Consider the following 14,449-nt stretch of genomic DNA (forward strand, 5'->3'; position numbering starts at 1 on the left):
ATTTTCTTCTTTGCATTCGAGGCCAGGCTTCGCCAAGAATGCCCGGCGAATTTCAGAAGGTTTTTCAGGGAGGTTTTCAGTGACCCGCACGCCCGGTTTCAATACGCTCGCCGTCCATGCCGGCGCCAAGCCCGACCCAGCGACCGGCGCCCGCGCCACGCCGATCTACCAGACGACCTCCTTCGTCTTCGACGACGCCGACCATGCCGCCTCGTTGTTCGGGCTGAAGGCCTTCGGCAACATCTACACCCGCATCATGAACCCGACCCAGGCGGTGCTGGAAGAGCGCATGGCGGCCCTCGAAGGCGGCACGGCGGCCCTTGCGGTCGCCTCCGGCCATGCCGCGCAGGTGATCGTGTTCCACAATCTGATGCAGCCGGGCGACAATTTCGTTGCCGCCAACAAGCTCTATGGCGGTTCGATCAATCAGTTCGGCCATGCCTTCAAGAATTATGGCTGGGAGGTGCGCTGGGCCGACACCAACGACATCTCGACCTTCGAGAGCCAGATCGACGACAGGACCAAGGCGATCTTCATCGAGAGCCTCGCCAATCCAGGCGGCACTTTCGTCGACATCGAGAAGATCGGCGACATCGCGCGCAAGCACGGCCTGCCGTTGATCGTCGACAACACGCTGGCCTCACCCTACCTGATCCGGCCGATCGAGCATGGCGCCGACATCGTCGTGCATTCACTGACCAAGTTCATCGGCGGCCATGGCAATTCGATCGGCGGCGCCATCGTCGATGGCGGCACCTTCGACTGGTCGAAGTCGGGCAAATACCCGATGCTGTCGGAACCGCGCCCCGAATATGGCGGCCTTGTTCTGCACGAAACCTTCGGCAATTTCGCTTTCGCCATTGCCGCGCGCGTGCTCGGCCTGCGCGATCTTGGCCCGGCTATCTCGCCGTTCAACGCCTTCCTCATCCTGACTGGCCTGGAAACCTTGCCGCTGCGCATGCAGCGCCACTGCGACAATGCCGTCACGGTCGCCGCCTGGCTGTCCAATCACCCCAAGGTAGCCTCGGTGAACTACCCAGGCCTGCCCAGCGACAAGAACAATGCGCTGCAGAAGAAATACTCACCACTTGGCGCCGGCGCCGTGTTCACCTTCGCTCTCAAGGGCGGCTATGACGCCGGCGTGAAATTCGTCGAAGCGCTCGAACTGTTTTCGCACCTCGCCAATGTCGGCGACACCAAGTCGCTGGTCATCCATCCGGCCTCGACCACGCACCGTCAGCTCTCCGACGAGCAGAAGGTCAAGGCAGGTGCAGGCCCGGACACGGTGCGGCTCTCGATCGGCATTGAGGACGTCAACGACATCGTCGCCGACCTCGAACAGGCGCTTGCCAAGGTCTGACCGATCATGAGCGAGCCAAAATTTCTTGCCATCGGCGTCGACACTGTCGACGCCGAACAGGGCGCGCCGGCGCCGGACCGGTTGATCTCGGGCGATCCCAAATTCCGCACATGGAACGTCGAGGAGCGGGACGGCGGCCTCTACGCCGGCATCTGGGAATCGACCCCGGGCAAATGGCGCATCGTCTACGACGAGTGGGAGTTCTGCCACATCCTGTCCGGCGTTTCGGTGATCGCGGAGGACGGTGGGCAGGCGCGCACCGTCAAGACGGGCGACAGCTTCGTGCTGAGGCCCGGCTTCAAGGGCAGCTGGGAAGTGCTTGAAACGACTCGCAAGGAGTATGTGATCAAGCTGTAATGCATGTCGCCCAAAAGTGGCCCGGTTTTGGAAGAACGACATGCATAGAAATAAGGACCTGAAGCGCGTCGCGCTTTAGGCATCGAGAACGGATCAGACGACGCGATCGATATCGCTGTCCGAAAATCCGTATCGGGCCATCATCTGCCGGTGCCAGTCGCTGCCCAGCAACTCTTCAAGGCAGGAATCGATACGCCGGAGCAGAATGCTGTTGCCCTTGGCGATCGCGAAGGCACCGGCCGACGGCTGCTTTTCAATCGGGGGAACCTCGACAAGCCCAAGCGGCATATCGGGCCGCTGCGCCAGATAGCCTCGATGCGCCATCGCAACGCTGGCATAGGCGTGCACCGTGCCGTTGGCCACTGCGTCCGCCGCATCGGCCTGCGTTGCAAATATCCTGACCTGCTCGGGCGCAATTCCGTTGCGCAACGCCGTGAGATGCTGGATCTGGTCGGTTATGACGCCAATCAACGCCGTCCGGTCGCTGGCAATGGATTGGTAGCCGCGAAAGCCGCGCGGATTGTCCTTCACCACCAGCAGGCCATCCTGCAATGCCCAGATCGGCCGTGTGAAGTCGACGATTTGCTTGCGCTCGTCCGAGACAAACAGCCCGGTCGTCATCGTCCAGCGGCTCTCGATCAGCCCTGGCAGCAACTCGGCGAATTCGGTCTCGATCGGCTTGAAGCTCGCCAATCCGAGCATCTCACCAAGCCTACGCGCAAGCTCGACGTCACAGCCTGAGACCTCGCCCAATGCACCGGTAAAGCAGAATGGCGGCTCTTCCAGGAAGGCGAATTTCAACTCGGTCATGTCTCGATCATGTGTTTTCGGCAAACCGTCGCCATCCTATTTCCCTGGGAACTGGCTGAGGCAAGCCTCCGACGCCTTATCGTGGAAGGTCAGGGCGTCGGCGTCCTGTGCCTCGATATCGGCATCGGAGATCTCGTTGCGATAATACTGCGCCACGAGATCGAGCCCCTCCTGGCCGATGCCTTGGGTGGGCATTTCGCGGGCAAGGCAGCCGCAGAGGCTGAGCGCGCGGTCCGGTGAGCCAATTTTGTGGTTGGTGAGGATGAAATCCTGCGCCGGACAGGCATCGAGAAAGCCGTCGAAGGTCAGCTTTTGTTGCGGCTGGTCGCCATGATTGAAATAGGCCGGTGGCCATTGGCTCTTGCCGCTAGCGACATCGCAGCTGGTGCCGACATCCTCGGCATTTTTCAGAAGGGCCTGCCAGGCAATCTCTTTCCCGCCCGCCGGATAGTCGAAATTCTCCCCCAGCGATGCGGTGAACATGTCGAGATCGGCTTGCGTGAAGCTGGTTACTTGAAACCGGTTGAACTGGCATTGGCATTCAGCGCCTACGCGTTCCGCCTCGCCCTCCGCCGGCTGCTCGTTGGATTTGCTTTTCCGGCAAGCCGCCACGAAGGCGTCGCCATCGAGCGACGAGGCAGGAAAGCTGGAAGCCTCGACATAGCGCTTGCCATCCCAACCGATCGTAATCTGGTCGGACTGCATATCGAGAAAACCGTTTCGCTTGAAGGCGCTGAGCCCGATCTTGTCCTGCGGCACCAGCCGGGCACCTGGAATGTCACCGAGAACCTCGTGGTAGCTGTCGCCCTCCAGCACGAACAGGAAGTTGCCGCAATGGATGCCGTCGCAGCCCGGCGCATGGCGATAGGCAAAAATCTCCGGAAAGCCGTCGAGGTTGAGATCGACCTCGACGGCAAAGGATGTCGGCGGCAGGCCCTTCGACCCGGTCTGCCGCTCCAGCAGAACCGTCGCCATTTTCCAGACGATGGCCATGCTGTTTTCCCATGGGATGTTTTCCGGCTGCCGCTGGGCGGCCACCATGTCAGCGAATGCCCACGCCAGCGCCAGGGCGAACAATGTCGCCCGTATCGAAAACAGTCTCATCTCGCAGCCCCGGGCCCGCGATCGTCAGAAGCCGACGGCGAGCGTTTCCAGCCCATGGAAGTGGTAAGTGTCGCGGAAGCTTGGGCTTTCGGCAAGATGCAGCTTTGGGTGGCGCTCGAACAAGGTTTTCAGCGACACCTGCAATTCGAGCCGGGCCAACGGCGCGCCGATGCAGAAATGGATGCCGGCGCCGAACGACACGTTCTTCTGGTCCGCACGATCGGGCCGGAAGGCGAGGGGATCGGCGTAGGCGCGCGGGTCGTGGTTGGCCATGCCAAGCAGCAGCCCGATCGTCTGGCCCGGCTGCACGACGATACCAGGCGAGACTTCGATCTCCTGATAGGCGTAGCGCGTGAACATATGCAGCGGCGCGTCGAAGCGCAGGCATTCCTCGACCGTTGCCGCGGTCGCTTCGGGCGAACCGAAGAAGCGGCTGACATCGCCCCCCTGCGAAAGGATCGAGCGGACGGCATTGCCGGTCTGATGCACGGTCGCTTCATGACCGGCATTGAGCAGCAGGATCGCCGAGGACACCATCTCGTCCTCCGACAGTTTATGGCCGTCCTCCTGCGCCGAGATCAGCAGCGACAGCAGGTCGTCGCCGGGGTTCTTGCGCCGCTCGGTGACATAGAAGCGCAGGAAATCGGCAAATTCGCTCGCCGCGCGATTGGCGGTTTCCTCGGTTTCGCGGGTGCGGCCGTGTATGTACATGGCGACCATCTGGTGCGACCAGTCGAGCAGTTGAGGCCCCATCTCGACCGGCACGCCGAGCATTTCGGCAATGATGGTGATCGGCAGCGGCGCCGCGAAGGCCGGCAGCAGGTCGACAGCCTTGCCCGGTTCGAATCGGTCTATCAGGTCGTTGGCCAGAGCCTCGACACGCGGCCGCAGCCGTTCGACCTGGCGCGAGACGAAGGCACGATTGACCAGCGTTCTCAGTCGCGTGTGCACCGGCGGCTCCAGCTCCAGCATCGAATTGGCTTCGATCCCGTCGAATGCCCTGAGATGACTGCGATCCTGGCCGATGCCGCGGCTGTCGGGAATGCCGGCCGGGTTCTGGCGGCCGAAACGGCGGTCGCGCAGCAGCCGGTTGACGTCGTCAAAGCCGCCAAAGCACCAGAAGCTGAATTCTTCCCAGAAGAAGGCGTTCGATGCGCCGTGCAGAAAGGCATAGGCCTCATAAGGGTTTTGAAAAAAGGCTGTGTCGTGCGGGTCCAGCCGCAGGTGACGAGTGGCTGGATCAAAGGCCAGGGTGGGTGGCGGCAATTTGCTCATGCCAGACCAATAGCGCGGCTTGCCAGCTTGGTTCCAGACCGTATGTTGGCGCCCGCAACCCAATGCGTTGAGCCAGCCGACCGGCTGCGGAAAGTCTGATTTGATGAATGTGATCGTTGTCGGCGCGGGTATTGCCGGTCTCTCCACGGCGTGGTCGCTGGTCAAGGCGGGCCACAGCGTTTCGCTCGTCGAGCAGGGACCGATTCCCAATCCGCTGGCCGCGTCGGGCGACCACCATCGCATCATCCGCCGCGCCTACCGGGCCGGAACCGGCTATGGCCGGCTGATCACCGAAGCTTACCAGGCATGGGACGAGATGTGGGCCGATCTCGGCGAAAGCCACCTCGATGCGCGCGGATTTGTCTGCCTTTCGCGCGAGCCCGGCGACGAGGCCGAGGAATACCGCGAAGGCCTGGAAGAGGGCAATTTTCCCTTCGAATTGCTGGAGCCCGATGCAGCCGTGAAACGCTGGCCGTTCCTGGAAGCCGGCTCATTCCGCTACGCTTATTTTTCGACCGAAGGCGGCGCGCTGCATTGCCGCAAGATCGCCTCCGGCCTGGCAAATTGGCTGCGCGCCAACGGCGCCAATGTCTATGAACATAGCAAGGTCACCGCGATTGACGCCGAAGCCGGTCACATCGTGCTCGACAGCGGCGAGACGATGCAGGCCGATCGCATCGTCGTCGCCGCCGGCGCATGGGTGCTAAAGCTGTTTCCGGAACTGGACGGCGAACTGAAGACCTATCGAACCGCACTCGCCTATGTAGAACCGCCGGCCGACCTTGAGGCCGCCTGGCAGGCGGCGCCGGTCGTCCTCGATATCGGCGGCGCGGTCGACGGTTATGTGATCCCGCCCTCGGGCGGCGCCGGCATGAAATTCGGTTCCGGGCTGCACAGGGTGCCGACCAGCGATGCCGACTGGAACCGTCAGCCGGTGGCGGGCGAGGGCGAGGCGATCCGCAACCTGTTTTCGCCGCCGATCGCCCGCATAGAGGAATACAGGGTCATCGAGGTCGTTACCTGCGCCTACACCTTCACAGCCGACGAGAAATTCACGGCCCATGAAAAAGGCAAGTGCCTCATTGTCTCGGCCTGCTCCGGCCACGGCTACAAATTCGGCGCAGCGGTCGGCCGGCGCGTTGCCGCCGCCATTGGTGATGGCGACATCGCCGGCCTGAAGGCATGGTTGCGGGCGGAGGTGGCCTGACCGCTTTCCCAGCCTAATCCTGGCAATGCCTCGGAATATGCACGCGCCGCCAGCCCGACGAGCCTTCGCGGACCAGCACGCGGCGCGCGACGGTCTGGTAGGAGGCGGGAACATCGATGATGCGTCTCTCTTCCGGCTGCACCAGCACCTCCTGGGCGATCTTGTCGTACTGCGCCGGGATAACGATGCGCCGCGTGCGCTCCGGCCGGATCACCACCGTCTCGGCGATGCGCTCATAGCGCGCCTTGTGCCAGATCTTGCACAGCACCTTGCGGCCATGGATGACGCGCCATTCCCAGGAATAGCCGCCGCCATCGACCCGGACCGTATGGTAGACGGTGCGGGCGACGGCAGGCACGATTTCGTAGGTCACTTGTGCCGGAACGGTCATAACCACGCGTTCCCGGGTGCCATAGATGGCGGGGATATAGTCGACCTGCTGGCCGGGCGGACTGACCAGAACGTCCTCGTAGACCGTGTCGTAGACAACCGGACTGCGGACCGGCTCATAGCATTCGACGGCGCGGCCGCCGGCCGCTGTCTGCGAAATCGTGCCGAGCATGGTCAGCCCGGCAATGGTGAAGCATGCGGTTTTCCCAGACATGAAACTCCCCCTGTTGAACAGCACAATGACGGTTCAACGTTGGATTGTAGGGGAAGAGACGGCGGGGGAAAGGGGATTTGCCGTATTTCGTTAAGCGATGCGGTTAAGAAATTGCTACGGTGGTGACGACACCGCCGAACGATCACGGCACCGGTGAATGAATCCCGTGAATGTAACCTTGATTCGACTTACCCAGATGGCTAGGACGGGTCGGCCTTGCACAAGGATGAGCCGGCATCCTATTTACGGAATAACGATCCAGAACCGATTCTGCCCGATCTGCCAGCATTCCCGGCGCCGGAATCCCACCGCGAGATAAGAGATAACGAATGAAGAACCCTGTCGAAACCTACATGAACCTCGTTCCGATGGTGGTCGAACAGACCAATCGCGGCGAGCGGGCCTACGACATTTTCTCGCGCCTCCTCAAGGAGCGCATCATTTTCATCACCGGGCCGGTCGAAGACGGCATGGCGACGCTGGTCTGCGCGCAGCTTTTGTTCCTCGAAGCCGAGAATCCGAAGAAGGAAATCAACCTCTACATCAATTCACCGGGCGGCGTCGTCACCTCGGGCATGGCGATCTACGACACCATGCAGTTCATCAAGCCGGCCGTGTCGACGCTCTGCATCGGCCAGGCGGCCTCGATGGGCTCGCTGCTCCTGACCGCCGGCCACAAGGACATGCGCTTTGCCACGCCGAACGCCCGCATCATGGTTCACCAGCCTTCCGGCGGCTTCCAGGGCCAGGCGTCCGACATCGAGCGCCATGCCCAGGACATCATCAAGCTGAAGCGTCGCCTCAACGAGGTCTACGTCAAGCACACCGGCAAGAGCTACGAAGAGATCGAAAGGACGCTCGACCGCGACCATTTCATGACCGCCGACGAAGCCAGGGATTTCGGCCTCATCGACAAGGTCATTTCGTCGCGTGAGCCGCCTGAAGGCGCCGTGGCATAAAGGCTTATTGGCGGTTGGATGGCGGCATCACGTGCTTTTGGCTCGTCTTGCGGCATTTCGGCCACAATTGGCTGTTCCCTCGGGGGACAGGATTGCCTACGTTAAGGCTATGTTGAGTTTCGGCGGCTTAGCTTTATGCGGGGTTGTCGCGAATCATTGCCACGTTTTCTGATTTGTGTTTCGTACGGAATGCGTTGCGGGAGCCGGGACACACTGGCGGCGGCGGATTCCCGCGATAGATAGAGTATGCGCCCTTTCAGCCAGACCATCGGCGGGCGGCCATGAAAGGACATGAAAATGAGCAAGGTCGGCAACAACAGCGGCGATTCCAAGAACACGCTTTACTGCTCGTTTTGCGGCAAAAGCCAGCACGAGGTGCGCAAGCTGATCGCCGGTCCGACGGTCTTCATCTGCGACGAGTGCGTCGAACTCTGCATGGACATCATCCGCGAGGAGAACAAGACCTCGATGGTGAAGTCGCGCGAGGGCGTGCCGACACCGCAGGAGATCCTCAAGGTTCTCGACGACTACGTTATCGGCCAGCCCTACGCCAAGCGCGTGCTGTCGGTGGCGGTCCACAACCACTACAAGCGCCTCGCGCATGCCGGCAAGAACAACGATGTCGAGCTGGCGAAGTCCAACATCCTGCTGATCGGCCCGACCGGTTGCGGCAAGACGCTGCTTGCGCAGACGCTGGCCCGCATCATCGATGTGCCCTTCACAATGGCTGACGCGACGACGCTGACCGAAGCCGGCTATGTCGGCGAGGACGTCGAAAACATCATCCTCAAGCTGCTGCAGTCGGCCGACTACAATGTCGAGCGGGCCCAGCGCGGCATCGTCTACATCGACGAAATCGACAAGATTTCGCGCAAGTCCGACAATCCCTCCATCACCCGCGACGTGTCGGGCGAGGGCGTGCAGCAGGCGCTGCTGAAGATCATGGAAGGCACGGTTGCCTCCGTGCCGCCGCAGGGCGGCAGGAAGCATCCACAGCAGGAGTTCCTGCAAGTCGACACCGCCAACATCCTGTTCATCTGCGGCGGCGCCTTCGCCGGGCTGGACAAGATCATCTCGGATCGCGGCCGCAAGACGTCGATCGGGTTCGGCGCCATCGTCGCTTCGCCGGAGGATCGCCGCACCGGCGATGTCTTCCGCCTGGTCGAGCCCGAGGATTTGTTGAAGTTCGGCCTTATCCCCGAGTTTGTCGGCCGTCTGCCGGTTCTGGCGACGCTGGAGGACCTCGACGAACCGGCGTTGATCCAGATCCTGACCGAGCCGAAGAACGCGCTGGTCAAGCAGTATCAGCGGCTGTTCGAGATGGAGAATGTCGACCTGACCTTCCACGAGAACGCGCTGTCGGCCATCGCCAAGCGCGCCATCGAGCGCAAGACCGGCGCGCGCGGCCTGCGTTCGATCATGGAAGCGATCCTGCTCGACACGATGTTCGAACTTCCCGCGCTCGAAGGCGTGCGCGAAGTGGTGATTTCGGAGGAGGTGGTGACCGGCAGTGCCCGGCCGCTCTACATCTACTCCGAGCAGAAGGAAAAGAAGGGCAATGTCAGCGCCTGACATGAGCCCGCAGCGAAATTCTGAAACGGCGCCGCAAGGCGCCGTTTTGCTGTCGCGCGGGGTTTTTTACGGCCGCTCGGTCTCGGCGTCGCAAATGTGTCACTTGCGGGCTGCGCTGGAGGTGCGGATTTGGTCTCACCCCTTGATCTTTGCGGATCGTGCATCCAACTAATTGGAGAAGGCCGAGGTGCCCGATTTCTGTGCTGTAAAACTCCCGTCACAAACGGTGGTAGGCGGAACGATCCCCGGTCGTTAATATAAGATTCGCGGTTGGCTGATTGGCGGCCGCGACATGAAAGGTTGGACAATGGCCAAAGTATCCAAGGCACCCAGCGACGGCGTCTTCGCAGTCCTCCCACTGCGCGACATCGTGGTGTTCCCGCACATGATCGTTCCGCTCTTCGTCGGGCGTGAGAAGTCGATCAAGGCGCTGGAAGAGGTGATGGGTCAGGAAAAGCAGATCCTGCTTGCCACCCAGATGAATGCCGCCGACGACGATCCCGAGCCCGATGCCATCTTTGACATCGGCACGCTCGCCAACGTGCTGCAATTGCTGAAGCTGCCCGACGGCACCGTCAAGGTTCTGGTCGAGGGCGCCTCGCGTGCGAAAATCGTCTCGTTCACCGACCGTCCCGACTTCCACGAGGCCCGCGCCGCGGCACTGGTCGAGCCGGAAGAGGAAGAGGTCGAGGTCGAGGCGCTGGCCCGTTCGGTCGTCACCGACTTCGAGAACTACGTCAAGCTGAACAAGAAGATTTCGCCCGAAGTGGTGGGCGCCGCCAGCCAGATCGACGACTATTCCAAGCTCGCCGACACGGTCGCTTCGCATCTCGCCATCAAGATCCCTGAAAAGCAGGAAATGCTGGCCACGCTCTCGGTCAAGGAGCGGCTGGAAAAGGCGATGGGCTTCATGGAAGCCGAAATCTCCGTTCTGCAGGTGGAGAAGCGCATCCGCTCGCGCGTCAAGCGCCAGATGGAGAAAACACAGCGCGAATACTACCTCAACGAGCAGATGAAGGCGATCCAGAAGGAGCTCGGCGAGGGCGAGGACGGCCGCGACGAAGCCGCCGAGATCGAGGCGCGCATCAAGAAGACCAAGCTCTCCAAGGAGGCCCGCGAAAAGGCGGAAGCCGAGTTGAAGAAGCTCAGGACGATGTCGCCGATGTCGGCTGAATCGACCGTCGTGCGCAACTATCTCGACTGGATCCTGTCGATCCCGTGGGGCAAGAACTCCAAGGTCAAGCAGGACCTGGCTTTCGCGCAGAACGTCCTCGACACCGATCATTTCGGCCTCGACAAGGTCAAGGAGCGCATCGTCGAGTATCTCGCCGTGCAAAGCCGCCAGAAGAAGCTGAAGGGGCCGATCCTGTGCCTCGTCGGACCTCCGGGCGTCGGCAAGACCTCGCTCGGCAAGTCGATCGCCAAGGCGACCGGTCGCGAATTCATCCGCATGGCGCTTGGCGGCGTGCGTGACGAGGCCGAGATCCGTGGCCACCGCCGCACCTATATCGGCTCGATGCCCGGCAAGGTCATCCAGTCGATGAAGAAGGCGAAGAAGTCCAATCCGCTCTTCTTGCTCGACGAGATCGACAAGATGGGCCAGGACTTCCGTGGCGATCCGTCGTCGGCGTTGCTCGAGGTGCTCGATCCGGAACAGAACTCGACGTTCATGGATCACTACCTCGAGGTCGAATACGACCTGTCGAGCGTGATGTTCGTGACGACGGCGAATACGCTGAACATCCCGGCGCCCTTGATGGACCGCATGGAGATCATCCGTATCGCCGGCTACACCGAGGACGAGAAGATCGAGATCGCCAAGCGGCACCTGATGCCGAAGGTGATCCGCGATCACGCGCTGCAGCCGAAGGAGTTTTCCGTCGGTGAGGACGCGATCCGCGCCATCGTCCAGACCTACACCCGTGAAGCGGGCGTCAGAAGCCTGGAGCGCGAGCTGATGAAGCTCGGGCGCAAGGCGGTGACCGAGATCCTGAAGACGAAGAAGAAGACGGTGAGCATCACGGCGGCGAACCTTGCCGATTACCTCGGTGTTCAGCGCTTCCGCTTCGGCCAGGTCGAGGCTGACGATCAGGTCGGTGTTGTTACGGGTCTTGCCTGGACGGAAGTCGGCGGCGAGCTGCTGACGGTCGAAGGCGTCATGATGCCCGGCAAGGGCCGCATGACGGTGACCGGAAATCTACGCGACGTGATGAAGGAATCGATTTCGGCGGCGGCCTCCTATGTCCGCTCGCGCGCCGTCGATTTCGGCATCGAGCCGCCGCTGTTCGACAAGCGCGACATCCACGTGCACTTGCCGGAAGGCGCCACGCCGAAGGACGGCCCGTCCGCAGGTGCTGCCATGGCGACAGCCATTGTGTCGGTACTGACGGGTATTCCTGTCCGGGCAGATGTGGCGATGACTGGCGAGATAACGCTTCGCGGCCGCATCTTGCCGATCGGCGGGCTCAAGGAGAAGCTGCTCGCCGCACTGCGCGGCGGCATCAAGAAGGTGCTGATCCCGGAAGACAACGCCAAGGACCTGGCGGAGATTCCGGACAACGTGAAGAACGGCATGGAGATCATTCCGGTCTCACGTGTCGGTGAGGTGTTGCGCCACGCGCTGGTGCGTATGCCGGAGCCGATCAAATGGGTCGAACCGGTCAATCCGCCGGCCGCGACAGACAATGCCGACGACGCTGGAAAGTCTCTTGCGCATTAGAGCGCCGAGCGTCCATTTGGACGCGCAAAGGACGCTCTAACGTCCTGGACTTGCGCATGGTCCTCTCCGAAAACCGGCTGCGGTTTTCGGAGCCATGCGTCAGCTTTCGCCATGGTTGCAGTGCACAAATAGAGAGCCGGGCCCAGCGCCCGGCTTTTTCATGTGAAAAACCCCGGAATTCCGGGCTTTTTCCGTTTTTTTCCTGCCTTTTCGACTTGGTTGCGGCAGCGCTTCTTTCTAAAGTCCGTTTCCTGCCGGATGAGTCGATAGTTCCGGTGTTCTCATGGAAGGGAATTTTTATGAACAAGAACGAACTGGTGTCCGCTGTCGCCGACGCCGCGAGCATTTCGAAGGGTGACGCGCAGTCGGCGGTCGATGCGGTATTTTCCGTGATCACCGGCGAACTGAAGAAGGGCGGCGATGTCCGGCTTGTCGGCTTCGGCAATTTCACCGTGTCACAGCGTGCGGCGTCGACCGGCCGCAATCCTCAGACCGGCGCCGAAGTGAAGATCCCGGCACGCACCGTGCCGAAGTTCTCGGCCGGCAAAGGCCTCAAGGACGCAGTCAACTAAGCGTTTTTTCTTTTCAGAGACCAGAAAAGCCGGGCTTGCCCGGCTTTTCATTTTTGTGGCCTACGTAGGTACACGCGACCAGAAAAGCCGGGCTTGCCCGGCTTTTCATTTTTGCCCGACGCTGACGCGATGGCGGCGGGTTATGCGGTCGGCGCTTCAGTGCGCATCAGGCCTTCCTTCTTGAGATCGGCCCAGAGCGCTGCGGGCAGTTTCGCATCGAGCAGCGAGCGGTTGCTCTCGACTTCGCTCGGCCGCTGGCCGCCGGGGATCACCGAGACGACCGACGGATGCAGCAACGGGAATTGCAGGGCGGCCTCGATTAGCCTCACGCCATGGCGTTTGCAGACGCTTTCGATGCCGGTGACCCGGTCGAGGATGTCCTTCGGCGCTTCGGAGTAATTGTAATAGGCGCCCGGCTTCGGTCCCGTTGCGAGGATGCCGGAGTTGTAGGGCCCGCCGAGAACGATGCCGATGCCGCGTGCCTGGCAGAGCGGCAGGAAGGACGTCAGCGCCTCCTGTTCCAGCAGCGTATAGCGCCCGGCAAGCAGGAACAGGTCGAAATCGCCACGCTCGGCCAATGTCTGGGCAACCTGCCACTCGTTGATGCCGCCACCGAACGCCTTGATGACGCCCTGGTCGCGCAGCGAAAGCAAGCCGTAATAGCCCGAGCGCATGAACTCGTCGATGCGCCGGTCGGAGGCTTCCTTGCTGCCATGGGTGAAGATGTCGACATCATGCACGAAGAGGATGTCGATACGGTCGACGCCGAGCCGCTCCAGCGAGGCTTCAAACGAGCGCATGACGCCATCATAGCTGTAGTCATACACCTCGCGGCGCGACGGTGTGTCGAAGAACTTGCCGATGCCGGTGCGCTCTTCCGGCGGGCAGGCGCGCATGATACGGCCGACCTTGCTCGACAGCACGTAGTCGTCACGCTTCTTGCCGCGCAGGAACGGATTGAGCCGCGTTTCCGACAGGCCGAGCCCGTAGAGCGGCGCGGTGTCGTAGTAGCGGCAGCCGGTCGCCCAGGCGGCCTCCAGCGTGGCATTGGCGTCCTCGTCCGAGACGGCACGATAGAGGTTGCCGAGCGGCGCCGTGCCGAAGCCAAGTTCGGTAAAACTGATGCCGCCATTGCCGATGCGGTCGAAATGCCGTGTCTTCATATCCTGCCGTTTGCCTCGCTTGATTTGTCTGACATGACACTATCATGCCTGTGATCAGGCAAAAGCATAGCTGCGCGTTGGACACGCATTTTCGCGGTTGCTAGCATGAACGAAATCAAGCTGTTCGTGGACGAAAGAGCGACAAATACCAGGGTGATTTTCAATGGCAGGTTTGCGGTGAGCGACAAGAGCAAAAGCCTGTTCGAGACCGCGCTTGACGAGCTCGGCGGCGTGCTGGCGGGCGTCGACGAGAGCCGGATCGACGCCGCCTGCAAGAAGCTGGCCGGCGCCAGGCAGATCGTCGTTTATGGCTGTGGCCGCGAGGCCTTGCAGGTCAAGGGTTTTGCCATGCGGCTCTACCATTTGGGCCTGCCGGTTTCCGTGGTTGGCGACATGACCACGCCGCCCTTGGGGCCGGGCGATGTGTTCCTGGTCAGCTCGGGGCCGGGAGAGACCTCGACCGTGCTGACCCTCATGCAGGTCGCGCACGATGCCGGTGCAACCAACCTTCTGCTGACCGCCCAGGCCGAAAGCGGTGCTGCAAAGCGTGCCGATTTCGCGCTGCTCATCCCCGCACAGACCATGGCCAACGACCAAGGGACGCAGAAGACATCGGTCCTGCCGATGGGCTCGGTGTTCGAAGGCGCGCTGTTCCTGCTGTTCGAGGTGATGGTGCTGAAGCTCAGGGAATTGATCGGCGCGTCGCCCGAAGCGATGCGCGCCCGCCACACCAACATGGAATAGATC

At 61.7% G+C, this 14,449-nt stretch carries 13 protein-coding genes; 8 read left to right on the forward strand and 5 right to left on the reverse strand.

What is annotated here, in order from left to right; all coding sequences use genetic code 11:
- The first annotated feature begins 79 nt into the window (after nucleotides 1–79).
- Both ACFOJ9_RS13275 and ACFOJ9_RS13280 read left to right on the forward strand, forming a co-directional pair.
- A complete protein-coding gene (locus ACFOJ9_RS13275) occupies nucleotides 80–1,360 on the forward strand; it encodes an O-acetylhomoserine aminocarboxypropyltransferase (RefSeq protein ID WP_024504598.1) in 1,281 nt (426 codons plus the stop codon).
- Between the two features lie 6 nt (nucleotides 1,361–1,366).
- A complete protein-coding gene (locus tag ACFOJ9_RS13280; RefSeq protein ID WP_378979287.1) occupies nucleotides 1,367–1,717 on the forward strand; it encodes a cupin domain-containing protein in 351 nt (116 codons plus the stop codon).
- Between the two features lie 93 nt (nucleotides 1,718–1,810).
- Here ACFOJ9_RS13280 and ACFOJ9_RS13285 read toward each other — a convergent pair whose 3' ends face one another.
- The 3 genes from ACFOJ9_RS13285 to ACFOJ9_RS13295 are packed head-to-tail and all read right to left on the reverse strand — an operon-like array spanning nucleotide 1,811 to nucleotide 4,906.
- Nucleotides 1,811–2,527: a transporter substrate-binding domain-containing protein gene (locus ACFOJ9_RS13285; RefSeq protein WP_378979288.1), complete on the reverse strand. Its 717-nt coding sequence runs from the start codon at nucleotides 2,525–2,527 to the stop codon at nucleotides 1,811–1,813.
- Nucleotides 2,528–2,563: 36 nt separating this feature from the next.
- A complete protein-coding gene (locus ACFOJ9_RS13290) occupies nucleotides 2,564–3,631 on the reverse strand; it encodes a hypothetical protein (protein ID WP_378979289.1) in 1,068 nt (355 codons plus the stop codon).
- Nucleotides 3,632–3,655: 24 nt separating this feature from the next.
- Entirely contained in the window at nucleotides 3,656–4,906 is a 1,251-nt protein-coding gene (locus ACFOJ9_RS13295) for a cytochrome P450 (protein ID WP_378979290.1), read from the reverse strand.
- Nucleotides 4,907–5,009: 103 nt separating this feature from the next.
- Between ACFOJ9_RS13295 and ACFOJ9_RS13300 the strand changes: the two genes are divergently transcribed.
- Nucleotides 5,010–6,113, forward strand: a complete 1,104-nt coding sequence (locus ACFOJ9_RS13300) for an NAD(P)/FAD-dependent oxidoreductase (protein WP_378979291.1) — start codon at nucleotides 5,010–5,012, stop codon at nucleotides 6,111–6,113.
- A 13-nt stretch (nucleotides 6,114–6,126) separates the two neighbouring features.
- Here ACFOJ9_RS13300 and ACFOJ9_RS13305 read toward each other — a convergent pair whose 3' ends face one another.
- Entirely contained in the window at nucleotides 6,127–6,717 is a 591-nt protein-coding gene (locus ACFOJ9_RS13305) for a hypothetical protein (protein ID WP_378979292.1), read from the reverse strand.
- Nucleotides 6,718–7,046: 329 nt separating this feature from the next.
- On the opposite strand from ACFOJ9_RS13305, the gene clpP reads away from it, so the two are divergent.
- The 4 genes from clpP to ACFOJ9_RS13325 all read left to right on the forward strand — a co-directional run bounded on the left by clpP (nucleotide 7,047) and on the right by ACFOJ9_RS13325 (nucleotide 12,539).
- On the forward strand, nucleotides 7,047–7,676 hold the full coding sequence (clpP, locus tag ACFOJ9_RS13310) for an ATP-dependent Clp endopeptidase proteolytic subunit ClpP (RefSeq protein WP_056594216.1): 630 nt from the start codon (nucleotides 7,047–7,049) through the stop codon (nucleotides 7,674–7,676).
- Between the two features lie 297 nt (nucleotides 7,677–7,973).
- Nucleotides 7,974–9,248, forward strand: coding sequence for an ATP-dependent Clp protease ATP-binding subunit ClpX (gene clpX / locus ACFOJ9_RS13315; protein WP_023759839.1), 1,275 nt, complete (start codon nucleotides 7,974–7,976; stop codon nucleotides 9,246–9,248).
- A gap of 307 nt (nucleotides 9,249–9,555) precedes the next feature.
- Nucleotides 9,556–11,967 carry an endopeptidase La gene (gene lon, locus ACFOJ9_RS13320; RefSeq protein WP_378979293.1) on the forward strand — a complete coding sequence of 804 codons (2,412 nt, stop codon included), beginning with the start codon at nucleotides 9,556–9,558 and terminating at the stop codon, nucleotides 11,965–11,967.
- Nucleotides 11,968–12,266: 299 nt separating this feature from the next.
- Complete coding sequence (locus tag ACFOJ9_RS13325; RefSeq protein WP_023674657.1) at nucleotides 12,267–12,539, forward strand: HU family DNA-binding protein; 273 nt, start codon at nucleotides 12,267–12,269, stop codon at nucleotides 12,537–12,539.
- A gap of 140 nt (nucleotides 12,540–12,679) precedes the next feature.
- Here the strand turns inward: ACFOJ9_RS13325 and ACFOJ9_RS13330 are convergent, their stop codons facing one another.
- On the reverse strand, nucleotides 12,680–13,702 hold the full coding sequence (locus tag ACFOJ9_RS13330) for an aldo/keto reductase (protein WP_378979294.1): 1,023 nt from the start codon (nucleotides 13,700–13,702) through the stop codon (nucleotides 12,680–12,682).
- A gap of 105 nt (nucleotides 13,703–13,807) precedes the next feature.
- Here ACFOJ9_RS13330 and ACFOJ9_RS13335 point away from each other — a divergent pair, with 105 nt between their 5' ends.
- On the forward strand, nucleotides 13,808–14,446 hold the full coding sequence (locus tag ACFOJ9_RS13335) for an SIS domain-containing protein (protein ID WP_378979295.1): 639 nt from the start codon (nucleotides 13,808–13,810) through the stop codon (nucleotides 14,444–14,446).
- Nucleotides 14,447–14,449: the final 3 nt, after the last annotated feature.

Source organism: Mesorhizobium cantuariense, assembly GCF_042647205.1.
GTDB lineage: Bacteria > Pseudomonadota > Alphaproteobacteria > Rhizobiales > Rhizobiaceae > Mesorhizobium > Mesorhizobium cantuariense.